Genomic DNA, 24,194 nt, shown 5'->3' with positions numbered 1-24,194 from the left:
CATCGCGACCGATCCTCACACCCCGCCGAGCACGTCGTCGGCGTCGATGATCTGGTACGCGTATCCCTGCTCGGCCAGGAACCGCTGCCGGTGCGCCGCGAACTCCTGATCGACGGTGTCCCTGCTGACCACTGTGTAGAACCGGGCGCCACCGCCGTCGGCCTTGGGCCGCAGCACCCGCCCGAGCCGCTGCGCCTCCTCCTGGCGGGAGCCGAACGTCCCCGACACCTGGATCGCGACGGCCGCCTCCGGCAGGTCGATGGAGAAGTTGGCCACCTTCGACACCACCAGCACCTGAATCTCCTTGTCGCGGAACGCCTGATAGAGGCGCTCGCGCTCCTTGACCCTGGTGTCGCCCTTGATTACCGGCGCGTTGAGGTGCTCGCCCAGCTCGTCGAGCTGATCGATGTACTGCCCGATGACCAGCACCTGCTCGCCCAGGTGCCGCCGCACCAGCGCCTCGGTGACGCGCGTCTTCGACGGCGTGGTGGCGCAGAAGCGGTAGCGCTCCTCGGCCTCGGCCATCGCGTACGCCAGCCGCTCGTCGTCGGTCAGCGTCACCCGCACCTCGACGCAGTCGGCGGGGGCGATCCAGCCCTGGTTCTCCATCTCCTTCCAGGGCGCGTCGTAGCGCTTGGGGCCGATCAGCGAGAACACGTCGCCCTCGCGGCCGTCCTCGCGCACCAGCGTCGCGGTCAGGCCGATGCGCCTGCGCGCCTGGAGGTCGGCGGTCATCCGGAAGATCGGCGCGGGCAGCAGGTGCACCTCGTCGTAGACGATCAGGCCCCAGTCGCGGGCGTCGAACAGCTCCAGATGGCTGTAGACGCCTTTGCGCCTGGTGGTCATCACCTGGTACGTGGCGATGGTGACCGGGCGGATCTCCTTCTTGTTGCCGGAGTATTCGCCGATCTCGTCCTCGGTCAGGGACGTGCGCTTGAGCAGCTCGGTCTTCCACTGGTGGGCCGAGACCGTGTTGGTGACGAGGATGAGCGTGGTGGCCTGGGCGTGGGCCATGGCCGCCGCGCCGACGATCGTCTTACCCGCGCCGCAGGGCAGCACGATCACGCCGGAGCCGCCGTTCCAGAACGCGTCGGCCGCCTCGCGCTGGTAGGGGCGCAGCGCCCAGCCGTCCTCGCGCAGCTTGATCGGGTGGGCCTCGCCGTCGACGTAACCGGCCAGGTCCTCGGCCGGCCAGCCCAGCTTGAGCAGCGCCTGCTTGACGTTGCCGCGGTCGCTCGGGTGCACGATGACCGAGTCGTCGCCTACGCGCTCGCCCAGCATCGGCTGGATCTTCTTCGAGCGCAGCACCTCTTCGAGCACGGCCTTGTCGGTGGAGGTGAGGATCAGGCCGTGTACGGGGTGCTTCTCCAGGCGCAGCCGCCCGTAGCGGGCCATCGTCTCGGCGATGTCCACGAGCAGCGCGTGGGGCACCGGGTAGCGGCTGTAGGTGATGAGCGCGTCGATGACCTGCTCGGCGTCGTGGCCCGCGGCTCGGGCGTTCCACAGCGCCAGCGGCGTGACGCGGTAGGTGTGGACGTGTTCTGGAGCGCGCTCGAGCTCGGCGAACGGCGCGATCGCCTTACGGCAGGCGTCGGCCTGCTCGTGGTCGACCTCGAGCAGCAGCGTCTTGTCCGACTGGACGATCAGCGGTCCATCGCTCACTGGCTTGTCTCCGTGGGGTTGCGGACGGGGCTCTGACGCATCGGGACCATCGTCTCGTGATCCCGGCTCCCCCGCTCCGTGTCTCCAACAACGGACACGCCAGGATTAGTCCTGGACGGCGCCAGTGCGGGTCCGGCCTCAGTCGTCCAGGTGGCCGTTGGCGCCCAGGAACACGAACGTGCCGAGCGTGAAGACGAGGCCCGCGCCGAAGAGCACCCAGCTCCAGACGAGCATCGTGCGGGCGGTCTGCGGGCGGGTGGTGGCCCTGCCGAGCGCGAGACCGGCCAGGATCGCGCCCGGGATGCCGAAGATGTTGCAGCAGGACACGACCGAGAAGCAGTTGAGCACGAGCGCGACGATGGCGTTGGCCGTGGGGCCGCTGCTGGGGGCGGGCGGAGGAGAGCCGTAGCCATGACCGTATTGGGGCGGCGGCTGCTCGCCGTACGGCGCCCCGTAAGGGATGTACGGGTAGCCCGACGAGTCTTCCTGGCTCATCTTCACCTCCAGACGGATCAACAGATATCACGGAATCGGCACGTGGCTGACCGGTATGTAGAAGAGCGAAACCCTCGCAGGCCCGGCGCCGCGCCCGGTTGAGCGCAGTGTCTCTGGCGGGGCTTGGGGGAGCAGTCTCTCCCGGCGTGGTCGGTGTGGCGCCTGGTCGGGCGTGGTGTCTCTGGCGGGGCTTGGGGGAGCAGTCTCTCCCGGCGTGATCGGTGCGGCGCCCGGTTGAGCGCGGCGTCTCTGGCGGGGCTTGGCAGGAGCCCACCCCGGTGTCAGGGCGGTCGGCCGGTGGCAGGCCGGCGCTAGCCACCCGGCGGCCCGGCGGGTCGAACGGGGTGACCGCGCTGGTCTCGGTGTGGCCGTAGCCCTCCAGGATCTGCACGCCGGGCGTCCTGCGCCCGAATCGCGCAAGGCGTCATTGCCCAGCTCGTCCGGCGGCACCAGGGACACCGCCGGCGCCACCGCCGCGCCCGCCGCCCACAGCGCCTGGTAGACGATCGGCGCCTCGGGGGAGTCGGCCATCATCACCACGACCCGGTCGCCGGGCCCGATGCCCGCCTCCGTGGAGCCGCCGCACATCCGGCGGGCGCGTTCGGTGAGCGCGTGACCGCGATGCCACACGCCTTCGTCGAACACCGAGTCGTAGCCGTCGAAACGCTGCCGGGACTCCTCGGCCGGGCGACCCAGCGCGTGCTCGGTCACATTCACAACCTGACGGGAGCGGGGACAGGGAGTCAAGAGCCGGGGACTTGACTCGTCATTGTGGACATGTGTGTCGTAGCCCGTAAATAGAGATAAATCTCGCTATATTGGCTTTGGAGGTTGCATACGATCTTCGATCGTGTATTGGTTGATATCTACGGGCCGTGAGGCTCGAAGAGGGCAATGCCAGGCATGATCCACATGTCTGAACCGTTGTGAAGGGCGGCGGATTTCCGCAGGTCAGGCGCGGGATGATGACGCTCCGTCACCTCTTGTGCGAAAACAAAGAAACCCCTTGACGCGTGGGTCTTCTTTCCGGAGAAAACTTCCGCCCTATTACGAGGTGCTTCGTGACAGATACGCCTGATCCGGGCGAGATAGACCTCGACCACTTAACGCTCACAGGCAGCATCAAAGCGGTCAACGACCACCTGCGCGCCACCGCCGGTCCCGCCACCGGAGACCTGACCAGGCGGGAGGCCGACGCGCGGCTCAGGTCGTACCTGGAGCCGGGGTGCTTCCCCGAGGCGGTGCGGCGGCTCGCCGCGCGCCACCTGCTCGTTCTCGTCGGCGAGGAGGACAGCGGGCGGCGGCTCGGAGCCATCGCGCTGCTGTCGCGCATGTCGCTGGCCGAGAGCACGATCACCGTGCTGTCCCCGGCCGCCGGCGTGGCGGAGCTGCTGACGGGCATCGAGTACGAGCCGGGCCGGGCGTACCTGCTGCACGACTGGATCGCCGCCTCCGCGGGCCGCACCGACCTGGTCGATCTGGCGCGCAAGCTGGCCGAGCTGGGGTCGTACCTGGTCGTCACCAGGAGCGGCGCGCTGTCGGCCGCCGCCGAGGTCGAGCTCGCGTGGGCCGCGCCCGACCCCGGCGAGCTGTACGACCTGTGCCTGAGCAGCCTCGACCGGCGCGCCGGCGTCGCGGCGGACGAGCTGGCCCGCGGCAGGGAGCTGGCGCTACGGCTGCCCACCCCCGCCGAGGTCGTCCGCCTGGCGGCCCGGCTCGCCCGCGGCGAGCCGCCCGCCGACGAGGTCGCCACCTGGTTCGACACCAAGCCGCCCATGGGCGAGGTGCTGGCCGTGGCCGCGCTGGCGTTCACGCACCGGCTCGCCGAGCGCGCCTTCGACGAGCAGCTCGCCCGGCTCGAACGCCTCTGCCGCGACACCGCGGCAGGACCGCTCACCCGGTCGATCGGCGGCCCCCTCGTCGATGTCGCGGACGGGCGCGTGACCTTCCGCGCCGCGCACCAGCGCGGGCAGGTGCTCGCCGAGCTGGCCGGGCGGTACGGGTTCTGGCTGTGGCAGCCGCTGCGCGCCTGGGTGCGCTCGCTGCCCTCGCAAGGGGCGGCCGTCCAGGTGCGCGCCGCCGCCGGGCTCGCGCTGCTCGCGCGGCACTCGGTCAAGGAGGTACGCCAGGAGTTCCTGGAGGTGTGGGCGCTGGGGAGCGCGGCGGAGCGGGTGGCGGCGGCCAACGTGTTGTCGTACATGTGCGCCGACGACACCCTCGCCCCCGAGGCGCTGCGGATCGCGCTGGAGTGGTCGGACGACCCCCGCGACCGGCGCGCCGAGGTGGCGGCGGTGGCGCTCGGCGGCGGCACCGCCGTCCGCTACCCGGCCGACTGCCTGCGCCGCCTGCGGGACTTGGAGTCGGCGGGCGGCCCGGTAGGCGCGGTGGCCGCCCAGTCACTGGCCCTGCTGCCCTGACCGGTGGCGCTCACAGGCCGGAGACGCCGGTGATGCGGTGGAGGGCGAAGCGGTGCACGGCGGCGCGCGTCTCGTCGTACGCCGTGAGATAACCGCCCTCCATCCTGGCCGGCTCCAGGATGCGCGAGGTCGCGTTGCCCTGCGAGTCGAGGTAGCCGATCCACACGCGCACGCCCTGCTTGATGGCCTCCTGCAGGGCCGAGATGGTGGCCGTGGCGGGCCCGCGCGGGATGCCGCCGGGGGCGTCCACGGGCTCGCGCCGCGACAGGTGCGCCGCGTCGCCGGCCCGTAGCGCGCGTACGGCCGCCGCCGCCACCTCGGGATCGAGGCCGTTCGGCGCCGACACCGCGCGGACCGGGGCGACGCCCTCGGTGCGGCGGCTCTCCAGCTGCGAAATGATCACGTCGCCGTCGAGCGACTCGGCGACCGGCGCGTACCCCATGGCACGCAGCGAGTCGACCAGCGCCGCCCTGGACGAACGCGAGGCGATCACGGTCGGGGCCAGCCGCCGCAGCCGCAGCGCGGCAGAGCGCCGGTCGGCGGTGATCTGGTCGAGCAGGGCGGGGTCGTCGCACCTGATGTACGCGCTCGCCGTGCCCACCCGGATCCGGCCGTGCCGCCTGGCGACGTCGGTCACCAGGTACGACAGCGCCTGCGGCACCGGCGTCGCCGAGTGACGGGCCAGCATCGACACCAGCTCCTCGGCCCCATGCCCGGCGTCGAGCGCCCGCCTGATCGACTCTTCGCTGAAGCGGTAGACGGTGGCGCCGCCCTTCGACTCGACGTCGGCGGTCAGCGTCATCCACCGGTTGAGCTCGCTGGTGAGCGGCCCCGGTGCGACGGCGGTGAGGTCGGCCTGGAGCAGCACGTGATCGACGGGCTCGGGCAGCAGCGGCGCGAGCGCGGCGGCCGCGTCTCCGCCCTCGGCGAGCAGCCGCCCGTGCACGGACAGCGCGCCCAGCCCCGTCACGCCCACCTGCTCGGCCTCCCGCAGCGTGAACTCGGTGAGCTGCTCGCGCAGCGGCCCCCGGCGGCGCGGCTGCTCCCACGCCAGGCGTTCGAGCACCGAGTCGCGGTCGGGCGCGAGGCCGGGCTCCGCCGCGAGCACGCCCAGCGTGGCCGCCCGCACCCCGGGCGCGGACGAGCGCCGCAGGTCGGTGTGCAGGGCGTTCAGCGGTCTGTCACGATCGTCGCGGTCGCCGACCAGGCCCGGCACGCGGTCCATGTGCAGCCACGTGGACGCCAGCGTCACCCACCGGTCGGCGGTGGGCCTGACCCGCCACAGGTCGTAGCCGGAGGTCGGCAGCCACTCGCCGTCCACGCCGCCGCCCGCCGCGATCAGACCGGCCGCGTGCGCGACCTCCACCACCAGCGCCGCCACCCACTCGGGCACGTCGAGCTCGGCGGCGGTCCGCTTCAGATCGCGGACGCCCAGCCCACCGGTACGCAGCACGCCCGGCGGATCGACGCTCCACCGCTCGCACAGCTCCTCAACCGACCTGACGAACGAGAACGCCTGCCCCGCCGCCGTACGGTCGGCCAGCTTCTGATCGCGCGCCTTCCCCCGCAGCGGCGGCGGCACGGCGAGCAGGCCCCGGTGCACCCGGCCGCCGCGCAGATACAGCGCGACCTCGCGGGGCAGCGTCACGCTCTCCTCGCCGGTCGCCGCGAGCAGGCCGCGCGCCAGCAGCTCCTCGATGGGGGAGCGGGCCGAGGCGATGCGCACCTCGCGCCTGGCGTTCGGTACGCGGCCGGTCGGCGGGCCCCAGGCGAGCTGGTCGAGCGCGGCCCTGGCCTCGGGGGAGACGTCGGCGATCAAGTCGGCGGGGTCGGCGAGCGCCGCCGCGAGGCGTTCCTTGCCCGAGCCCGTGGTGCCGGGCGCGATGTCGTCGGCCATCTCCGCGAGCTGCTCGGGTGCGTGGTGGCGGAACGCGTCGGCCGCGCACGGGCCGAGCCCCGCCGGGTCGTCGAGCACCTTGCGGACGCCGGGGCCGAGGCGCAGGGCGTCGTCGCAGCCGTACACGAGGGCCAGCTCGCGCAACTTGTCGAGCGCGCAGGTCAGCGCCGGCTCGGGATCACGTGCTTCATCATCATCGGAGAGGGCGGCGGCGATCAGATCGCGCAGGGCGTCCTTCGGCAGCGGCTCCTCGCGTACGGCCAGCGTCTCCACCACCGCCAGCGTGAACCGGTCGAGCCGGTCGAGCACCCTGGCGATGGCCGACGGACTCGCCGCGCGGGAGGCGAGACCTTCCAGATGCGCGGGCACCGGAGTGATCAGCTCGGGACGCGCGGAGACGAGCGCCCGTAGCTGTTCGTCGGTGCGCCCCCTGATCCACTCCGTGAACTCCATCGTTGCCATGGTATGTCCCACCTCATTGAGGCAGCATTGCTAGGCGTGAGAGAGCGCGCTGACCAGCTCGTGCTGAACTACGTCTCCAAGGCCGCCGACGCCGCCCACGGCGTGCTGCGCGCCGACCAGCGGCTCGACTTCACGCGGCGGCTGCGGGCCAGGATCGAGGCGGAGGTCGGCGGCAGCGCGGACGCGCGGCACGTGGAGCGGGTGCTGGCCAGGTACGGCGATCCGGTGGCGCTGGTCGAGCGGGAGGTCCGCAGGCTGGCCGAGGCGGGCGAGCCCACCGGCGGGCCCACCGCCAGGCCCGCTGCCAGGGCCACCGCCAGGCCCGCTGTGACGGCCCGCGCCATGGCAGGGACGGCCGGTGCCGAGGCCGGGGCCTCGGGAGGCGCTTCGGTCCCGCTCGCCGCACCCGTATCCGAGCCTGCCGCTCAGAACGGCGGGGCGGCGGCGGGCGGTGACACGGCGATCCTCCCCGTCGCCGCGAACGGCACGCGCCGGCTGCCGCCCCTCGTGGACGACCGGGACGCGCCGCCGGGCGTACGCGTGTACCGCAGGCTCGCCCACGAGCGGCTCGCCAGGGAGGAGCGGGGCTACGGGCTGCCGTTCGCGGGCCTGCGCAGGGTGGCCATGTCGCGCGCCAACCCGCTGGCCACCGGCGGCAGGGACGCCAGGACCATCGTCAAGGAGTACCCGCGCGACGCGGCCGCCCTGGTGATCCTCGTGCTGGCCGCGCTGCTGGTGCCGTTCCACCTGGCGCCGCTGGCGATCTTCCAGGTGCCGGTGGTGGTGTGGGCGCTCGGCGCGGCGCTGGTGCTGTTCAGCGAGAACTGGAACGTACGCGACAAACTGCTCGGCATCGGCGCGCCCATGCTGGGCTACTCCGTCGGCGGGGTGCTCGTCGGCGGCCTGCGGGTCGGTCTTGAGGCCGGGTGGCAGCCGTTCGTCACGCAGTTCTTCGACGTCAGCGGCACGATGTTCATGATCGGTACGGGGCTGGGCGTCGTCTGGCTGGGCTACCGGCTGCTCGCGCTCGAGGACCGCTGAACGTCAGCTGACCGGGGCGGGGCTGGGCAGCAGGCCGAGCGCCAGGCGTACCCAGGCGGCGACGAACTGGTCCTTCTCCGCGTGGCCCGGCACGTCGCCGATCGTCTCCTGGAACAGCCGGTAGTGCACCACCGAGCCGCCCAGCACGGCCGCGATGCCGGTCCAGTCGAGGTCGGCGTCGCGGTATTCGGGCTGCTCCTTGAACCAGCTCACGATGGCGTCGAACATCGGCTGCAGCAGGCCCTCGCGGACGACCGCGACCAGCTCGGGGAACTGGCTCAGGTCGCGGAAGAAGACCCGGGTCAGCTCCGACTCCTCGCGCACCTTGGCCAGGCCGGCGCGGCACACGTGCGCCAGGCGCTCCTCCAGGGCGACCGAGGTCTCCATGGCGCTCAGCTCCGCCAGGCTCTCCGCCACCTGGATCCTGGTACGCGCGGCGTGCTCGTTGATGGCCGCGGCGAGGACCTCGTACTTGGACTTGAAGTGCCGGTAGAGCCCGCCGGCGCCCGGAGACAGCCCCGATGCCGCCTCGATCTCGGCCACGGACGTGGCTGAGTAGCCCCGTTCCGCGAACAGTCGCAGGGCCTCGTCGACGATCCGCTCGCGGGTCGATCTGCTCATGTCTGTGCTGATACCTCCGTAAGGAGCGTAGTCGCTACCGCGAGGTACGCCGGATGAGGCCCGCCACGGCGGAGCCGATGATCAACCAGACGATCGCCGCGAGGCCGTACCGCGTAGAGCAGCACGGACAGCGCCGCGACCCGGGCGGCCAGGCTCACCAGCCCGGCCAGCACGCCCGTCACGCGCCGCCACGGCGTCGCGCCCCTGCCGCCGGGACGGGCGGGGCGGTGCGGACGGGGCGCGGAGCCACGCTCGGTGCGCGATGCGGCCGGGCCGCTCTTCGCGTGCGGCCCTGCGGAGTCGCTTTCGGCGCGCGATACCACCCGCTCCACGGGACCGCCGGTGGCGTGCGGCGCGGCCGGGCCGCTCTTCGCGTGCGGCGCTGCGGAAGAGCTCGCGGTGCGGGACGCGGCGGTGGAGGCGACGAGCCGGTCTCCGGCGTGCGGCGGGTGGGGGGTCGGTCACGGCCGCTCCTCTCCGATAAGTAATTCCTTTCTTCCCATTCCCATGCTCCCAGAACAAGGCCCGTTACGGGTGGTAGGGGAGCGTTTGGCATCCTTCACACGTGACGACTTCGGTGGGATTCGACCTTGACATGACATTGGCGGACACGCGGGAGGGCATCGCGGCCGTTTACGACGAGCTGGCCGTGCGATTGGGCGTGCCTTTTGACAGTGCGGCGATCGTGCAACGGCTGGGGCCGCCGTTGGAGGTGGAGCTGGCCAACTGGTTGCCGCCCGAGGAGGTGCCCGCGGCCGCCGACCTGTATCGCGAGATATATCCGAAAATCGGAGTTCCGGTGCACAAGCCCATGGCCGGCGCGTACGAGGCGATCGACGCCGTGCGCCGCGCCGGCGGCCGGGTCATCGTCGTGACCGGCAAGAATCCCCGGGACGCGGTCGGCACCGTGCGGACGCTGGGCCTGGAGGTGGACGAAGTGGTCGGCTCGCTTTTCGGTGCGGCCAAGGGATCGGCACTCGCGCGCTTCGGCGCGGCGGCTTATGTTGGTGACCATGTCGCGGACATCGAGGCGGCACGCGCAGGCGGCGCCGTGAGCGTGACAGTCGCGACCGGTCCTTACACGGTGGGAGAGCTGCGTGAGCACGGAGCGGATGTGGCACTGGGCGACCTGACCGAATTCGCCGCCTGGTTCGACCGATGGTGCGATCAAGGGGCTCCCGCGTAATTCTCCGGCATTTACCCGGTCGCCCTGGCGCTTCCCGGGGCATAACCTACTTCCATCCGTCCTTCTTTTCGACTGTTTGAACGAGGTCCTCCTGTGCCGAGTGGCAAGGTCAAGTGGTACGACGCCGACAAGGGATTCGGCTTCCTCACCCGCGACGACGGCGGTGAGGTCTTCGTGCATTCATCCGCGCTGCCCGCCGGTGCGGGGCCGCTCAAGCCCGGCCAGAAGGTCGAGTTCGGCGTTGCCGAGGGCCGCCGGGGCCAGCAGGCGCTGTCGGTCAGGATCTTGGAGCAGCCGCCGTCGCTCGCCAAGGTCAAGGCCAAGAGCAAGCGGAAGAAGCCGGACGAGATGGTGGTCATCGTCGAAGACCTGATCAAGTTGCTCGACGACGTCTCGACGTCGTACCGGCGAGGCAAGCACCCCGACGCCGGGCACGCCAGGAAGATCGCCCAGGTCCTCCGCGCCGTCGCCGACGACCTCGACGCCTGACACCCCGCCCCCACCCCATACGGCACGATTTCGGGTCCGCTCCTCCCTGCTCGCGAGGGAGGAGCGGCAACGCGGCGTCCCCCGTTCCGTTCCTCGTGAGGACGGCCGTTCCGCACCCTCTGCGGCTTCGCCGTCGCCTGAGACAGGGTGCGGGCTACGTGAGAGAGTCCTTTGGAGCGCGTCCTTCACCGGGGGAGGCCGGTGTCCGCCGATCAGGTGTTGGGGTTCGTCAGGGGCTTGGTGGGGTCGACAGGGTCCGGGCGGTGCGCAGGCTCGGCGGTGGCGCGTTCGCGGTCAAGCCGTTCCTCGACCGCGCGTACGCGACGGCGCCGGGTCGCCAGGAGCCGGCCGAGCGCGGCCGTCAGCGCGACGGCGAGCGTGACCAGCCCGGCCGTGCTGCTCCGCGTGAGCGACAGCACCAGCCCCACCAGCCCGCCGAACACCCACGCGAGCTGCAACACCGCCTCGACCACGCCGAACGTGGACGACCGCACCTCCTCGCCGATCTCCCGCTGCACGATCGCGTCGAGCGCGAGCTTGCCCAGCTCCTGCGCGAAGGCGGTGACGAGGGAGATGCCCAGCGCCGCCCAGACGCCGAAGAAGACGGCGGTGAGGATGATGGCGACCACGGCGACGGCCAGCGTGAGCAGCACGATGAGCTGCGGCGCGTTCTTACGCGTCCAGTTCGCGACCACGGCACCGGCCAGACCGCCGAGCCCGGCCGCGCCCGCCAGCAGTGCGATCGTCTTCGTCACGTCGAAGAACGGGTCGCGCGCCGCCGGATCGTCGGCCGACAGCCACGGCACGGCCGCGTCCTGCACCAGGAAGAGCAGGAAGAACAGCAGGAAGCCGGAGAAGACGCGGATGGCCACGTTCGCCCAGACGGCCTCCGCGACCGTGGGGCCGACCTTGAGCAGCGTGCGCCAGCGCGGCGCGGCGCCTTCCTCCTCCAGGTCGGGCGAGTCGACGTGGCGCGGCAGGCGTACGGCGACGACACCGAGCAGCAGGAACGCCACCATCGCGACGCGCAGCACCACCGCGCTGCCCAGCCACGCGGTCAGCCCCGCGCCGATCGGCAGCACGATCCCGGCGGAGACCAGCGTGAACAGCGCCACCCGCGCGTTCGCCGACACGAGCGTGATGTCGGCGGGCAGCACCGACGGCATGATCGCCGCCCGTGACACGTTGTACGCCTTCGACAGCACCAGCACGCCGAGCGCCCCGATGAACAGCGTGGGCAGGTCACCGGGTCCCACGGCGGCGGCCATCGCGAAGCAGAGCAGGCCGCGCCCGAACAGCGTGCCGGCCATGACATAGCGCCGGCCCGATCGGAAACGGTCGAGTATCGGCCCCACGAACGGCGCGAGCAGCGCGAACGGCAACATCGTGATGACCAGGTAGAGCGCGACCGAGCCGCGGGCCTCGCCGACCGGGACGCCGAAGAACACGGTGCTGGCGAGCGCGACGGTGACGAGCGCGTCGCCGGCGCTGTTGCCCGCCGACAGCTCGATCAGGCGGCCGAGCCCGGTGCGGCCCGCGCCGTTGGCGTGGGTGAGCCGCCGGGTGGCCTGGCCGACCTTGCGCGCTCCCGTGGCCGTGGCCTTGCCCGCTCGTATGGTGCCGCTCGCGGTGGCCTTGGTCGCGCGCGCGGTCGCACGTCCCGCGTCGGCGGCGCCGCGCGCCACCCGCCGCGAGATCTCGCGTGCTCGCTCCCAGCCACCACCCTCCACGCCTTCCAGTCTTACCCGACCGGCTACGCGATCTCAGTGCGGGTCCGGCCTCCGACCTCGGCTGCTTCGCCGGCGGTGGTTCCGGCTGACGTCGAACGCGACCGGTGCCTCGCGGGCACTCGCCTCCGCTGGTGTGCGCCCACCGGGCGACTTGACCTGAGGCACGTGTGCCGGGCACCGCGGCGTCACCCGTCGCGGCGGCGGCACGCCGGGCGCGGTCAGTGGGGCCGACGCCGGCTCGGCGTGTGTGCGGATCGCCGGCCTGGGGAGGCGCGGGGGGATGGGCGGACGAAGGGGGCAGGCCGTCGGCGGGGAGGCCCGTCGGTGGGCATGGAGGCTCGTTGGGCGGGTGGCGAGGCCCGCCGGAGGGAGGGGAGGCGCGCCGGTGGGCAGGGTGGTCGATGTGCGGCGGGGAGGTCGGTGGGCGGGGTGGTCGCGGTGCGGCGGGAGGTCGGTGGGCGGGGTGGGCTGAGGCGGTGAGGTGTTGGGGCGGTGAGGTGTTCAGGCGGCGTCCGGGTGGTGGGAAGGGTGGGTTTCGGAAAGTGAGAAGGGCGGGTTCCGATCGGTGGGAAGGTGCGGGGGATTTGGGGGCGGGATGCGCGGTTGTGGGCCCCGCGGGTCCTTCGATGGGTGAGAATGAAGTGTGAGCGAACAGCACCTTTCGGCGGAGGCGGGCCGATGAGCCGCACCAGGGCCCGTGTCTCCGCTCCCGACCAGGCCTGTGTCGCCGCCGTCGATCTGGCGCGCGCCGCGGCCGAGGAGCTCGCGCGGCCGGGCGAGCCCGGCGAGCACCTCGGCTACGAGAGCGAAGGCGACCGGATCGTCACCCACTACTTCGCCTGCCAGGATCGCGCCTATCGCGGCTGGCGCTGGGCCGTCACCGTCACGCGTGCCTCGCGCGCGCGTAAGGTCACGGTCAGCGAGGCGTGCCTGCTGCCCGGCGCGGGCGCGCTGCTGGCGCCCGAGTGGCTGCCGTGGAGTGAGCGGCTGCGTCCTGGCGACCTCGGCGTGGGCGACCTGCTGCCGACCCCTGAAGACGACGACAGGCTGGCGCCGGGTTTCACAGAGACCGACGACGACGTCGAGCATCAGGCGGTTTTCGAGTACGGCCTGGGCCGAGCACGTGTGCTCTCGGCCATCGGCAGAGACCGGGCTGCCAGACGCTGGCACTCGGGCGAGCACGGGCCGCACACGCCGATCGCACACGCCGCTCCCGCGCAGTGCTCCACCTGCGGCTTCTACTGGATGCTCTCGGGTGGTCTGCGGCAGATGTTCGGAGTTTGCACTAACGAGTACGCACCCGACGACGGCAAGGTCGTCTCGGCCGACCACGGCTGCGGCGCCCATTCCGAGGCCGCGGTGCAGCCGCCGCCCGTCGAGCAGGCGATCCCGATCCTCGACGACCTGGGCTACGACCTCATGGAGGAGGAGGGCTCGGTCGACGAGTCGGCTTCCGAGGAGCTCGGCCACTCCTGATCGTGAGTGTCGGTTCCTGATCGTGAGTGTCGGTGAAGGCCGCTAACCTACGGTGGCCCCCAACCCTCTACCAGGATCGTGATCGATGAGCGACACCTACGGCACTGACCGGATGCGCGCGGCCGTCCTGTCCGCGTGGACGGCTTCGCCCGCCCGGTTCCGCGAAGACGCCAACGCGGAGGAGGACTTCGCGCTCGGCGGTTACCGCGACCGGCTGATCGTCGAGCTGGCCCAGAACGCGGCCGACGCGGCGCTGCGGGCGGGCGTGCCTGGAGTGCTGCGGCTGACGTTGCGCGGCGAGGTGCTGACGGCCGCCAACACGGGCGCGCCGCTCGACCGTACAGGAGTGGAGAGCCTGTCCACGCTGCGCGCCTCGGGCAAGCGTGACGAGGCGGGCGCGGCGGGCAGGTTCGGTGTCGGGTTCGCGGCGGTGGTGTCGGTCTGCGACGCGCCAGCGATCGGCTCGCGCGGCCACGGCGCGGTCCGCTGGTCCCGTACGGAGACGGCGGCCCTGGTGGCCGACATCCCCGAGCTGGCCGGTGAGCTGGCCGACCGGGGCGGCCATGTGCCGCTGCTGCGGCTGCCGTTCGACGAGCCGCCGTTCATCGACATCCCCGAAGGCTTCGACACGCTCGTACGCCTGCCGCTGCGTGACAAGGACAGCGTCGAGGCGGTCCGGCGGATGCTGGCCGAGACCAGCCCGGCGCTGCTGCTGGGCCTGCCTGCGCTGGAGCGCATCGAGATCGAGCTCGACGGCGAGACCCGCACGGTGGTCGCCGAGGGCTGGCACGTGGTGTCGGAGTCCGGCGAGTTCACCCAGGAAGAGGTCGCGAGGCTGTTCGCCGACCGGCCCACCGAGGAGCGGGCCCGCCCCTACTGGTCGCTGCGCTGGGCCGTCCCCGTCACCGAGACGGGCGAGCCGGGGCCGCTGCCGTCCACCGTGCCGCCGGTGCTCCACGCGCCGACGCCGAGCGACGAGCCGATCGACCTGCCCGCGCTGCTGATCGCGTCGTTCCCGATGGCCACCGACCGGCGCCACGTCGCCAAGGGTCCGCTGACCGACTTCCTGGTCGAGCGGGTCGCCGACGCCTACGTACGCCTGCTGCGCGAGCTGCCCCGCACGCCCAAGCTGCTCGACCTCGTGCCGTCGCTGATGGGCAAGGGCGAGCTCGACGCCCGCATCCGGCGGGCGGTGCTGGAGCGGCTGCCCGGCACGCCGCTGCTGCCCGCGCTGTCGGCGCCCGCGCCCGTGGTGGAGACCCCGTCGTTCGCCGAGGAGCGGGTCTACGAGCCCGACGCCCAGTGGCGGGTCGAGCATCCCGTGCCCGAGCCCGAGGGTGACGGCTGGGTGGTGTCGGGCCGCGAGGCGTCCGTCGTGCCGGGGGCCTCGTCGGAGTTCCTGGCGGCGGTGTCCGACTTCGTACCCGGCCTGCTGCCCTCCGGCTGGAACGCCCGCCATCCCGCGATGGCCTCGCTCGGCGTGCGCCGGGTGGAGCTGGCCGACGTGGTCGACATGCTGTCGGGCGAGGCGCTGGAGGGGCGCGAGCCGTCGTGGTGGCGTTCGCTCTATGAGGTGCTGCCGGTCGACGACCCCGAGTCGCTGGGCGCGCTGCCGGTGCCGCTGACCGACGGCCGGCTCGTACGCGGCCCGCGCGGCACCCTCATCCTCAGCGACGGCGGCGCCGAGCTCGACCTGACCCCGCTGGGGCTGCGCATCGTGCACCCCGAGGCGGCCCATCCCGTGCTGCTGCGGCTCGGCGCGGCCGAGGCGACGCCCCGCACGGTCCTCGAAGACCCGCTGACCAAGGCCGCGGTCGCGCAGTCGCTCGACAGCCCAGACCCCGAGCCGGTGGCGAAGGCGGTGCTGTCGCTGGTCGAGGCGTCGGGGCTGGCGCCCGGCGAGGCTCCGTGGCTGGCCGAGCTGGCGCTGCGCGGCACCGACGGCGACCTCTACCCGGCCGGCGAGCTGATGCTGGCCGACGGCGCGCTGGCCGGGCTGCTGGAGCCCGACACGCACCTCGGCGTGGCGGCGTCCGAGCTGGAGGAGACCTACGGGCCGAGGGTGCTGGCGGCGGCCGGCGTGCTCGACGGGTTCGCCGTCGTACGCGACGCCGACGTGCTGCTCGACCCCGACGACTGCGACCACGACCTCGACGGCGAGGCCGACTGGATCGACCACGTGCTCGACCTGCTGCCCGACCTCGACGTGCCGCCGTTGATCCCCGAGTTCATGGCCGTACGCGACCTGGAGCTGGTGGCCGACTGGCCGGCCGCGCTGCGGCTGCTGACCACCCCGCCGCTGCGCGCCGCGCTGCACCCGCTGCGCATCCAGGGCGTGGAGGTGCCGTCCTACACCGCGTGGTGGCTGGCCAACCATCCGGTGCTCGACGGCCGCAAGCCGCTTGAGCTGCGGCTGCCCGGCGCCGACCCGCTGCTTCAGGGCCTTTACGCCGACGCGCCCGCCGGGCTCGACGAGGCCGCGCTGTCCATGATCGGCGTCCGTACGACGCTGCCCGAGCTGCTGGCCTCCCACGGCGGCCCCGAGGAGCTGCTCGACCTGATGGCCGACGAGTCGATCGAGGTGGACCGGGCGCAGCTGCGGGCGCTGTGGGTGGCGCTCGCGGGTGTGGACCCGTCGCGGGTGGCGCCGCCCGCCAAGGTGCGTGCCGTGCTCGGCGGCGACATCGTGGTGGCCTCGGCCGATGACGCCGTCGTGGTGGAGGCGCCCGACCTGCTCCAGCTCGTCACCGACAGGCCGCTGATCCTGGCCCCGTACGACCTGGCCGAGGCGCTGTCCGAGCTGCTCGACCTGCCGCTCGCCGGTGAGCTGACCGCCGGTGAGGTCACCTCGGAGGGCGTCACACGGCCGGTGCCGGCCGAGGTGCGCTCGCTGCTGCCCACCGCGCCCGAGACGTACGTCGAGCACGAGAAGCTGCTGGTCGACGGCGTGGAGTGCGCGTGGCGCTACTTCGAGGGCACGGTCCACTGCACGGGCGTCGACGGGCTGGCGAGGGGGCTTGCCTGGGCGACCGGCCAGTGGAACGACCGGCTCGCGGTGGCCGCGCTGCTGCGCGACCCTGCGGCGGTGCCGCTGCTGCTCGCCGAGGCCGACCTGGCCGAGTCCGTGCTGAACCTCTGAGGTCCGGTCTCATCTCGTCGTCAGGCCGGGGCGGCCGAGCAGCGGTCTGACGACGAGCGGCTGCGCGACGGCCAGGAGCAGGGCGATGAGCGCCAGCGTGCCCCACAGCCCCGTGGGTCCCGCGTACGCGATGAGCCGGGTGGCGCACAGCGGGGCGAGCACGAGGGCGAATCCCCACGAGGTGCCGTAGACCGACAGGTAGCGGGCACGCGCGTGCTCGGGGGCGATGCCGGACACCTGAGCGTATATGCGGCCGAACATCAGCAGCTCGCCGCCGCCTAGCACGACCGTGGCGGCGAGGTGGCCGGGCACCGAACGCGGCCGTGATGAGCCCCGCGATCGCGGGATCGGTGCCGAAACCGGTGGTGAGCAGGACGGTGAGGAAGCCTACGGAGAAGGCTCCGAGCCGGTTGACAGCCCGTGCGAGCAGCAGCCACCACACGGTGCGCGGCATCTGAGTGTGTCCCCCTGCGATGACCATCGAAAGTGATAACGTGAGTTACCGATGCACGCTATGGTCTTAGAGGTGACTGGTCAAGTGCTATTCGATAGTCATGTGGCGATCCTGCTCGACACGGCGGTCGGGCTCGTCAACGCGCTGACCGACGGTCACCAGGGCAGCAGGCCGTACACCGCGCCTAGAGGCGATGCGCTCCCGGCGGCCATCGAGGAGGTGCTGCCGGGTGGGGTGACGGTGTCCATGGACGAGGCGCTCTACCTGGCGAGCACCGCGCTCAAGGTGCGGCGGGTCTTCGAGGCCATGGAGGCCGGCAGGGAGGACGACGCCGCCGCCGTCGTCAACGCCCTCATCATCAGCACCGGCGCCCGGCCGCAGCTCGACCGGGCGCCGGGGGAGCCCTGGCAGGTGCACTTCCACGGGGCCGACGACTCGATCTCCGTCGGCTGGAGCGCGGGCTTCGCCTCCGCGCTCACCCTGGCCATCGGCAGCGACCTGGGCGGGCGGCTCGGAGTCTGCCGGGCCGAGCCGTGCGACCGCGTGTACGTCGACTCCTCACGCAACGCCGTACGCCAGTTCTGCTCGCGCTCGTGCCAGAGCCGCGTCAAGGCGGCGGCCTTCCGCGCCCGCATGAGCTCTGGCAGCGGCCCTGCCTGAGCGGCACAGACGGGCGCCTACCGTCCCGTCTTGAGCGGTCACGACGAGCGGCTTGGCATGGAAGGCCCGCCCAGGCTGCCCCCGCTGTGCCTGGGCGGGCCGTGATGCCGGCCTGGTCGTCAGGCGGGACAGGTGGTGCCGGAGGCGGGGAGCTTGCCGTCCACCAGGTACGCGTTCACCAGCCCCGCCACGCACTGGCTGCCGCTCAGGTAGGCGCCGTGGCCCTCGCCCTCGTACGTGACCAGGACGCCCGTCTTGAGCTGGTCGGTGAGTTTCGTCGCCCACTCGTACGGCGTGGCCGGGTCGCCCTTGCCGCCGATGACCACGATGGGGGCCGAGCCGGTGGCGTCGATGCGCTTGGCCGCGTCGTCCCCCTCCACCGGCCAGTGGGCGCACGCCGAGGTGGAGCCGCCGGTCGCCAGGATGGGGAAGATCTTGCGAACGCGGGCGTCGAGCTTCGCGGCCTCGGCGAGGGTGGGCCGCTCGCTGGTGTCGGCGCAGTTGATGGCGAGCAGGCTGCTCATCATCGTGTTGTACGTCCCGTCGGCGCGCCGCCCGGTGTAGGCGTCGGCCAGCGAGAGCAGTATGGAGGCGTCGCCCTTGCGCGCGGCGGCCACGGCCTGCTCGAGCACCGGCCAGGTCTGCTCGGCGTAGAGCGGGGTGATGACGGCGAACTGGGCCAGCCCGTACGTCAGCTCGCGCTCGCCCACCTTGATGGGCTTGGTCTCGAGCTGTTCGAGCAGGTTCACCACGGTCTTTTCGACCTCGGCGGGTGAGCCGCCGATCTCGCAGCCCTTGGCGACGCAGTCCTTGGCGAACGCCTCGAAGGCCGCGTCGAACCCGCGCGCCTGGGTGACCGCCCGCTCCTCGAACGTCCCCGTCGGGTCGAAGGCGCCGTCGAGCACGAAGCGGCCGACGTTCCCGGGGAAGTGGGTGGCGTAGACGGCGCCGAGGTGGGTGCCGTAGGAGAAGCCGAGGTAGTTGAGCTTGTCGTCGCCGAGCGCGGCCCGCAGCAGGTCGAGGTCCTTGGCGGCGTTCACGGTGCCGACGTGCGGCAGGACCTTGCTGGAGTCCTTTTCGCAGGCGGCGGCGAACTCCGCCGCGAGCTTGTCCTGGTCGGCGCTGGGGCCGGCGGAGAGGAATTCGTCGACGGTGTCGCCGCAGCGTACGCCGGCGCTGCGATCGACGCCGCGCGGGTCGAAGCTGACCAGGTCGTAGCGGTTGCCCAGCGCCGCGAATATGGGCGCGGTGGTGGCGAGGGTGTCCACGCCCGACGCGCCGGGGCCGCCGAAGTTGAACACGAGCGAGCCGAGGCGCTCGCCGGTGGCCTTGACGCGGATGAGGGCGAGGTCGATCTTCTCGCCGTCCGGCTTGGCGTGGTCGAGGGGGACCGGCAGCTTGCCGCACTCGACGCCGGGGCCGGGGGTGGCGGGCTTGCCGTCGGCGCCGATGAGGTCGGTGCAGGGGCCCCAGGCGATCGCGCCCGCCTGGCCGTCGCTCGTCGCCGGGGTCGTGGCGGGCGGTGTGGAGCCTCCGGTGCCGCAGGCGGTCAGGAACGCAGCTCCCAGAAGGAGCGTCACGATGGGCTTCTTCATGCCGTCCAGCATGATTTGGCGGGCATATGCCGATGTAGTGGGTGATAACACCACTTCCTGATGACTTCGGCGAGCGGCCCGGGATGACGAATGTCAGCTCCCACCGAGGACCCCTGTCAGAACCCCCTCGTCGTCCGCCGCCCTCCACCGCATCGTGTCGGTCACCCGTCGCCTGCTCCGGCGCCTCGCCGCCAGGCTCTGCCGTCTTGCCGTCCCGCCGCCCTGCCGTGCTGTCCGGTCTCAGCGCCTCGCCGCTCCGCTCCAGTGCCCCGCCGCCCGGTCGGCGCGCCACGGGGTCAGGGGGACGCCCTGGTGGCCGAGGGTGGTTGGGGTGGGGAGGGCCGGAGGAATGGCTGTCAGTTGGGCGATTACGACGGGAACGGGGGTGGAAGTGCGGGGCGAGGGAAGGGCGTCGGCGCTGCGGGTTGGCGTGCGTGGGGCGGGGTGCGGGTGCCGGCTCGGCCGGCTGTGTGGGGCGGGGTGCGGGTGCCGGGGCCGGGGGTCAGTTGCGGCCGGGGCGGCGGACGAACCAGATGCCGAAGAGGCCGAAGGCCACGCCCGTCACGCAGGTCCAGATCCACCACGTGTTCTCAGGCACAGGGCGGAAGATCAGCAGGACGACCAGCGCGAGCGCCCAAAGGCCGGTGCCGACGGCGATGGCGGCCGTGTCGTTCGTTTTGATGGGCGGCGGGTCGGGATGCCACTGCTTGTCCACGTATCCAGCCTAGCTTCCAATAGGGTCTCGATCTCATCACTGGCTCTTTTCGCAGCTCACGACCTACTGCCACTCTTCGCCCGTGAGTGACACTCGTTCTGCAATCGACCGTTTCTTCGCGATCTCCGAACGCGGCTCGACGATCTCCCAGGAGATACGTGGCGGTCTGGCCACGTTCTTCACCATGGCGTACATCGTCGTGCTGAACCCTCTGATCATCGGCACCGGCAAGGACGTGACCGGCGAGTACATCGGCGACGGCTCCGCCCCCAACATCGCGCTGGTCGCCGCGGGCACGGCCTTCGTGGCCGGTGTGATGTCGATTCTCATGGGCGTCATCGGCAAGGTGCCGTTCGCCATGGCGGCCGGGCTCGGATTGAACGCCTTCGTGACGTTCACCATCGCCTCGGTGATGACCTGGGAAGAGGCCATGGGCCTGGTCTTCCTTGAGGGCATCATCATCACGATCCTGGTGCTGACCGGGCTCAGGACGGCGATCTTCCATGCCATCCCCGCCCCGTTGAAGACCGCGATCAGCGTGGGCATCGGCCTGTTCATCGCGCTCATCGGGTTCGTGGACGCCGGGTTCGTCCGCAAGGCGGAGGGCACGCCGCTGGAGCTGGGCATCGCCGGCAACCTCACCTCGTGGCCGATCTTCGTTTTCATCGTCGGCCTGCTCGCCACGGCCGCCATGGTCGCCCGCAAGGTCAAGGGCGCGATCCTCATCGGCATCGTCGGCACCACGATCCTGGCGATCATCGTGGAGGCGATCGCCAAGGCCGGGTCGTTCTCGCCCGACAATCCCGGCGGCTGGCAGCTCAACCGCCCCACCGTGCCCGACGAGATCTTCGGCTTCCACAACCCGCTGACGCTGTTCACCGAGTTCGACCCGTTCGGCGGCTTCGTACGCATCGATGTGCTGCTGGCGGGGCTGTTCGTGTTCACCCTGCTCATCACCGACTTCTTCGACACCATGGGCACGATGGTCGGCGTCGGCCGCCAGGCGGGCCTGGTGCAGGAGGACGGGACGCTGCCGCGTACCAAGCAGATCCTGCTCGTCGACTCGATCGGCGCGGCGGCCGGCGGCGCGGGCTCGGTCTCCTCCAACACCACCTACATCGAGTCGGCGGCGGGTGTCGCCGAGGGCGCGCGCACCGGCCTGGCCAGCGTGGTCACCGGCGTGCTCTTCCTCATCGCCATCTTCTTCGCGCCGCTCGTCACGGTCGTGCCGTACGAGGCCGCCGCCCCGGCGCTGGTGCTGGTGGGCTTCATGATGATGACCGCGGTCCGTGACATCGACTGGAACGACTTCGAGATCGCCATCCCGGCGTTCCTCACCGTCGTGATCATGCCGTTCACGTACTCGGTGTCGAACGGTATCGGCGCCGGCTTCATCAGCTACGTGCTGATCAAGGTCGTCCGCGGCAAGGCGCGCGAGCTGCACCCGCTGCTGTGGGTCGTGGCCGTGCTGTTCGGCCTGTACTTCGCGATCGGGCCCATCAGGGCGCTGCTCGGCATCTGAGAAACCGGCCGTACGGGGGACCCGAAGGACCGGTCAGGGAGCCGCTTCGCGCACGCGGGGCGGCTCTCGGGTATCAAGGGGGCAAGAGTCTTTGCTCAAGGAAATATCTTGCCATGCCGTATAGTTAGCAAAGGTAATGACTCATGCTAACCAACACCCAGCCAAAGATGGACCTGCGCAGCGACGCAGGTCTCGCTTCAGCGCTGCGCGTTTCACTCGCCAGGCTGAACCGAAGACTCCGACGACAGGCGGCGGCGCACTCACTGACGCCCACCCAGTTCGCGACACTCGCCGCAGTGGAACGGCATTCCGGGATAACCCCCGGCGAATTGGCCGAGCTCGAGAAGGTGCAGCCGCCCTCGATGACGCGCGTGATCGCCGCGCTCGAGGAGCGCGGCCTGGTCTCGCGCACCCCGCATCCGACCGACCGGCGGCAGGTGACCGTCTCGGTGACCGAGCCCGCCCAGAAGCTGCTGAAGGAGGAGCGCCGGCGCAAGGAGGCCTGGCTGGCGCAACGACTGAAGGAGCTGTCACCGGAGGAGAGAGCCGTGCTCAGACAGGCGGCGCCGATTCTGGAGAAGCTCAGCAAGATCTAGAGCCTGAAGAACCCAGGACCGGAATGTTCCGGTCTCTCAGGGTTCGCAACTACCGCATGTTCGCAGCCGGGGGCGCGGTCTCCAACGTGGGCACCTGGCTGCAGCGCACCGCCCAGGACTGGCTCGTCCTCGACCTGACGCACGGCAGCGCCTCCGCGCTCGGCACGGCCACCGCCCTGCAGTTCCTGCCGATGCTGCTGTTCGGGATGTTCGGCGGCGTGCTCGCCGACCGCTACCCCAAGCGGCCCATCCTCATCACGGCCCAGACCCTCATGGCCGGGCTCGCGCTGACCATCGGCATCCTGACGATGACCGGCAGCGCCCAGGTGTGGCACGTGTACGTGATGGCGTTCCTGCTCGGCATGATCTCCTGCGTGGAGGTGCCGACCCGGCAGGCGTTCGTGGTCGAGATGGTCGGCCGTACGGACCTGCCCAACGCGATCGCGCTCAACAGCTCCATCTTCAACCTGGCGCGCGTGGTCGGCCCGGCTCTGGCCGGTGTGCTGATCTACGTGCTGGGCGGCACCGGACCGATCTTCCTGATCAACGCGCTGACGTTCGGCGGCGTGATCTCCAGCCTGGTCTTCATGCGCAAGTCCGAGCTGAACGAGTCCGAACCCGTGCCGCGGGCCAAGGGGCAGCTCCGCGAGGGCCTGAAGTACGTGCTGCAGCACGAGGAGATCCTCATGCCGGTGCTGCTGATCGCGTTCGTGTCGATGTTCTCGCAGTCGTTCTCGATGTCCATCGCGCTGATGGCGCGCGAGGTGTTCGGCGCGGGTGCGTCCTCGTTCGGGCTGGCCTCCAGCATGTTCGCGGTCGGCGCGCTCGCCGGCGCCCTGCTGGCCGCGCGGCGGGCCAGGCTGACCCGCAAGGTGCTGTTCGCGGGGGCGATCGGGTTCGGGCTGTTCCAGATCGCCACGGCCGTCGCGCCGTTCTACCCGATCTACCTGCTGCTGCTGGTGCCGACCGGGATCGCGTTGATCACCATCAACACGGCCGCGAACTCCAGCGTGCAGATCGCCACCTCGCCCGACATGCGGGGCCGCGTCATGGGCATCTACATGCTCGTCTTCACCGGCGGGGCGCCGCTCGGCGCGCCGCTGATCGGCTGGCTGTCCGAGCTGGGCGGCCCGCGGATGGGCGTGCTGCTCTCCGGCGTGCTGGTCCTCGTGGGCACGGGCCTGGCGGTGCTGATGACCCGCCTGATCACCGCTCGGGTGGGGAGGTCGGCGCTCGCGGTGGCATGAGTCATGAGCCCACGTCGTGGGTGCTGAACGTGGGGAGAGGCGGGCGTCCGTACGCGGGCGCCCGTTTTCTTTGCCCGGCTGTCCTCTGCCCGGGTCTTCTGCCCGGCTGTTCTTCGCCCGGCTGCTTCTTCGCCCGGCTGCTTCTTCGTACGGCTATCCGTACGGCTGAGTGCGCGGCTTTCCGTGCTGAGTACACGGCTTTCCGTACGGCTGAGTGCCGTCAGCGGGCGAACAGGGCCCAGACGACGCGTTCGCCTATCCGCGTCAGGCCCGTGCCCCAGCAGCCGCCCGTCAGGCCGTGCACCAGCCACAGGCCACGCCCCCGCGTGTCCTCGGGCCCCGGCGTGCGCGGCAGCGGCACATCTCCGTTCCTGCCCGGGTCGATGACGGCGAGCCGCCAGTAGTGCCGGCCCTCCTCCTGTACGGGGAGCAGGCTCATCCGCACCCACGGGCCGCCTCCGTGCTCCAGCGCGTTGGCCACCAGCTCGGAGGCGGCGAGCTGGAGATCCGCCAGCGCCGGATGGTCCGGCACCCACTCGCGCAGCTCGCGCCGCGCCAGCGCCGGCAGCCGGCCCGGGTCGTCCAGGTCGTCGATGAGCCAGACCTTCACGCTGGTGTACGAGTTCGCTGCTACCGCTCTCTGCATGGTCACCTCGGCCCGTCAGGCGTACAACGCCGATCCCGGCTCGTACGCTCTCCCGCCGCACGCCATCCGGCGCGCGCTGGAGGGGTCTCATCAGCATGGGCTTTCATCGGCCGGGTTGGGGGCGGAATTCGGGCGTACAGTTTC

General features: G+C 71.6%; 20 protein-coding genes. 10 read left to right on the top strand and 10 right to left on the bottom strand.

The features are described from left to right. Nucleotides 1-15: 15 nt before the first annotated feature. The 3 genes from AB0K67_RS33990 to AB0K67_RS33980 form a co-directional block, all read right to left on the bottom strand. A complete protein-coding gene (locus tag AB0K67_RS33990; protein ID WP_364068309.1) occupies nucleotides 16-1,662 on the bottom strand; it encodes a DNA repair helicase XPB in 1,647 nt (548 codons plus the stop codon). A 138-nt stretch (nucleotides 1,663-1,800) separates the two neighbouring features. Beyond that, the gene (locus AB0K67_RS33985) at nucleotides 1,801-2,157 is read right to left on the bottom strand and encodes a DUF4190 domain-containing protein (RefSeq protein ID WP_364068307.1); all 357 of its coding nucleotides are present in this window, start codon (nucleotides 2,155-2,157) and stop codon (nucleotides 1,801-1,803) included. A 27-nt stretch (nucleotides 2,158-2,184) separates the two neighbouring features. Beyond that, a complete protein-coding gene (locus AB0K67_RS33980) occupies nucleotides 2,185-2,868 on the bottom strand; it encodes an AMP-binding protein (RefSeq protein ID WP_364068305.1) in 684 nt (227 codons plus the stop codon). 350 nt (nucleotides 2,869-3,218) lie between these two features. Between AB0K67_RS33980 and AB0K67_RS33975 the strand changes: the two genes are divergently transcribed. Continuing rightward, the gene (locus AB0K67_RS33975; RefSeq protein WP_364068303.1) at nucleotides 3,219-4,574 is read left to right on the top strand and encodes a hypothetical protein; all 1,356 of its coding nucleotides are present in this window, start codon (nucleotides 3,219-3,221) and stop codon (nucleotides 4,572-4,574) included. Nucleotides 4,575-4,584: 10 nt separating this feature from the next. Here the strand turns inward: AB0K67_RS33975 and AB0K67_RS33970 are convergent, their stop codons facing one another. After that, nucleotides 4,585-6,924, bottom strand: coding sequence for a helicase-associated domain-containing protein (locus AB0K67_RS33970; RefSeq protein ID WP_364068301.1), 2,340 nt, complete (start codon nucleotides 6,922-6,924; stop codon nucleotides 4,585-4,587). A 45-nt stretch (nucleotides 6,925-6,969) separates the two neighbouring features. Here AB0K67_RS33970 and AB0K67_RS33965 point away from each other — a divergent pair, with 45 nt between their 5' ends. Then, nucleotides 6,970-7,974, top strand: a complete 1,005-nt coding sequence (locus tag AB0K67_RS33965; RefSeq protein WP_364068299.1) for a hypothetical protein — start codon at nucleotides 6,970-6,972, stop codon at nucleotides 7,972-7,974. Between the two features lie 3 nt (nucleotides 7,975-7,977). Here AB0K67_RS33965 and AB0K67_RS33960 read toward each other — a convergent pair whose 3' ends face one another. After that, a complete protein-coding gene (locus AB0K67_RS33960) occupies nucleotides 7,978-8,595 on the bottom strand; it encodes a helix-turn-helix domain-containing protein (protein WP_364068297.1) in 618 nt (205 codons plus the stop codon). 565 nt (nucleotides 8,596-9,160) lie between these two features. Between AB0K67_RS33960 and AB0K67_RS33955 the strand changes: the two genes are divergently transcribed. Together AB0K67_RS33955 and AB0K67_RS33950 are read left to right on the top strand one after the other, a co-directional pair. After that, nucleotides 9,161-9,781, top strand: a complete 621-nt coding sequence (locus AB0K67_RS33955) for an HAD family hydrolase (protein WP_364068295.1) — start codon at nucleotides 9,161-9,163, stop codon at nucleotides 9,779-9,781. A 93-nt stretch (nucleotides 9,782-9,874) separates the two neighbouring features. Continuing rightward, nucleotides 9,875-10,270: a cold-shock protein gene (locus tag AB0K67_RS33950; RefSeq protein WP_364068293.1), complete on the top strand. Its 396-nt coding sequence runs from the start codon at nucleotides 9,875-9,877 to the stop codon at nucleotides 10,268-10,270. Nucleotides 10,271-10,482: 212 nt separating this feature from the next. Here the strand turns inward: AB0K67_RS33950 and AB0K67_RS33945 are convergent, their stop codons facing one another. Further along, the gene (locus AB0K67_RS33945) at nucleotides 10,483-12,000 is read right to left on the bottom strand and encodes an MFS transporter (protein ID WP_364068291.1); all 1,518 of its coding nucleotides are present in this window, start codon (nucleotides 11,998-12,000) and stop codon (nucleotides 10,483-10,485) included. A gap of 678 nt (nucleotides 12,001-12,678) precedes the next feature. On the opposite strand from AB0K67_RS33945, the gene AB0K67_RS33940 reads away from it, so the two are divergent. Together AB0K67_RS33940 and AB0K67_RS33935 are read left to right on the top strand one after the other, a co-directional pair. After that, nucleotides 12,679-13,476 (top strand): DUF3027 domain-containing protein, encoded by a 798-nt coding sequence (locus AB0K67_RS33940; RefSeq protein ID WP_364068289.1) that lies wholly within the window; start codon nucleotides 12,679-12,681, stop codon nucleotides 13,474-13,476. 85 nt (nucleotides 13,477-13,561) lie between these two features. Then, complete coding sequence (locus AB0K67_RS33935) at nucleotides 13,562-16,615, top strand: hypothetical protein (protein ID WP_364068287.1); 3,054 nt, start codon at nucleotides 13,562-13,564, stop codon at nucleotides 16,613-16,615. A 9-nt stretch (nucleotides 16,616-16,624) separates the two neighbouring features. Here AB0K67_RS33935 and AB0K67_RS33930 read toward each other — a convergent pair whose 3' ends face one another. Next, nucleotides 16,625-16,927: a hypothetical protein gene (locus AB0K67_RS33930; protein WP_364068285.1), complete on the bottom strand. Its 303-nt coding sequence runs from the start codon at nucleotides 16,925-16,927 to the stop codon at nucleotides 16,625-16,627. 226 nt (nucleotides 16,928-17,153) lie between these two features. Here AB0K67_RS33930 and AB0K67_RS33925 point away from each other — a divergent pair, with 226 nt between their 5' ends. After that, nucleotides 17,154-17,729 carry a CGNR zinc finger domain-containing protein gene (locus tag AB0K67_RS33925; RefSeq protein ID WP_364068283.1) on the top strand — a complete coding sequence of 192 codons (576 nt, stop codon included), beginning with the start codon at nucleotides 17,154-17,156 and terminating at the stop codon, nucleotides 17,727-17,729. Nucleotides 17,730-17,848: 119 nt separating this feature from the next. On the opposite strand, the gene AB0K67_RS33920 is transcribed toward AB0K67_RS33925, so the two are convergent. Continuing rightward, nucleotides 17,849-19,324: an alpha/beta hydrolase gene (locus AB0K67_RS33920; protein WP_364068281.1), complete on the bottom strand. Its 1,476-nt coding sequence runs from the start codon at nucleotides 19,322-19,324 to the stop codon at nucleotides 17,849-17,851. 502 nt (nucleotides 19,325-19,826) lie between these two features. Beyond that, nucleotides 19,827-20,039: a DUF2530 domain-containing protein gene (locus tag AB0K67_RS33915; RefSeq protein WP_364068279.1), complete on the bottom strand. Its 213-nt coding sequence runs from the start codon at nucleotides 20,037-20,039 to the stop codon at nucleotides 19,827-19,829. A gap of 82 nt (nucleotides 20,040-20,121) precedes the next feature. On the opposite strand from AB0K67_RS33915, the gene AB0K67_RS33910 reads away from it, so the two are divergent. The 3 genes from AB0K67_RS33910 (at nucleotide 20,122) to AB0K67_RS33900 (ending at nucleotide 23,404) form a co-directional block, all read left to right on the top strand. After that, nucleotides 20,122-21,561: an NCS2 family permease gene (locus tag AB0K67_RS33910; RefSeq protein WP_364068277.1), complete on the top strand. Its 1,440-nt coding sequence runs from the start codon at nucleotides 20,122-20,124 to the stop codon at nucleotides 21,559-21,561. Nucleotides 21,562-21,704: 143 nt separating this feature from the next. Beyond that, nucleotides 21,705-22,157 carry a MarR family transcriptional regulator gene (locus tag AB0K67_RS33905; RefSeq protein ID WP_364068275.1) on the top strand — a complete coding sequence of 151 codons (453 nt, stop codon included), beginning with the start codon at nucleotides 21,705-21,707 and terminating at the stop codon, nucleotides 22,155-22,157. Nucleotides 22,158-22,180: 23 nt separating this feature from the next. Further along, on the top strand, nucleotides 22,181-23,404 hold the full coding sequence (locus AB0K67_RS33900) for an MFS transporter (protein ID WP_364068273.1): 1,224 nt from the start codon (nucleotides 22,181-22,183) through the stop codon (nucleotides 23,402-23,404). A gap of 220 nt (nucleotides 23,405-23,624) precedes the next feature. Here the strand turns inward: AB0K67_RS33900 and AB0K67_RS33895 are convergent, their stop codons facing one another. Further along, a complete protein-coding gene (locus AB0K67_RS33895; protein ID WP_364068271.1) occupies nucleotides 23,625-24,050 on the bottom strand; it encodes an ATP-binding protein in 426 nt (141 codons plus the stop codon). Nucleotides 24,051-24,194 lie beyond the last annotated feature (144 nt).

This window comes from Nonomuraea sp. NPDC052634, from assembly GCF_040678535.1.
GTDB classification, from domain to species: Bacteria; Actinomycetota; Actinomycetes; order Streptosporangiales; family Streptosporangiaceae; genus Nonomuraea; species Nonomuraea fastidiosa.
This window is presented reverse-complemented; position numbering and strand designations above follow the sequence as displayed.

Coding starts and splice junctions, on each gene's coding strand:
- AB0K67_RS33900 (WP_364068273.1), top strand. CDS start 22,181: ATGTTCCGGTCTCTCAGGGTTCGCAACTACCGCATGTTCGCAGCCGGG.
- AB0K67_RS33905 (WP_364068275.1), top strand. CDS start 21,705: ATGCTAACCAACACCCAGCCAAAGATGGACCTGCGCAGCGACGCAGGT.
- AB0K67_RS33920 (WP_364068281.1), bottom strand. CDS start 19,324: ATGAAGAAGCCCATCGTGACGCTCCTTCTGGGAGCTGCGTTCCTGACC.
- AB0K67_RS33940 (WP_364068289.1), top strand. CDS start 12,679: ATGAGCCGCACCAGGGCCCGTGTCTCCGCTCCCGACCAGGCCTGTGTC.
- AB0K67_RS33970 (WP_364068301.1), bottom strand. CDS start 6,924: ATGGAGTTCACGGAGTGGATCAGGGGGCGCACCGACGAACAGCTACGG.
- AB0K67_RS33935 (WP_364068287.1), top strand. CDS start 13,562: ATGAGCGACACCTACGGCACTGACCGGATGCGCGCGGCCGTCCTGTCC.
- AB0K67_RS33985 (WP_364068307.1), bottom strand. CDS start 2,157: ATGAGCCAGGAAGACTCGTCGGGCTACCCGTACATCCCTTACGGGGCG.
- AB0K67_RS33895 (WP_364068271.1), bottom strand. CDS start 24,050: ATGCAGAGAGCGGTAGCAGCGAACTCGTACACCAGCGTGAAGGTCTGG.
- AB0K67_RS33960 (WP_364068297.1), bottom strand. CDS start 8,595: ATGAGCAGATCGACCCGCGAGCGGATCGTCGACGAGGCCCTGCGACTG.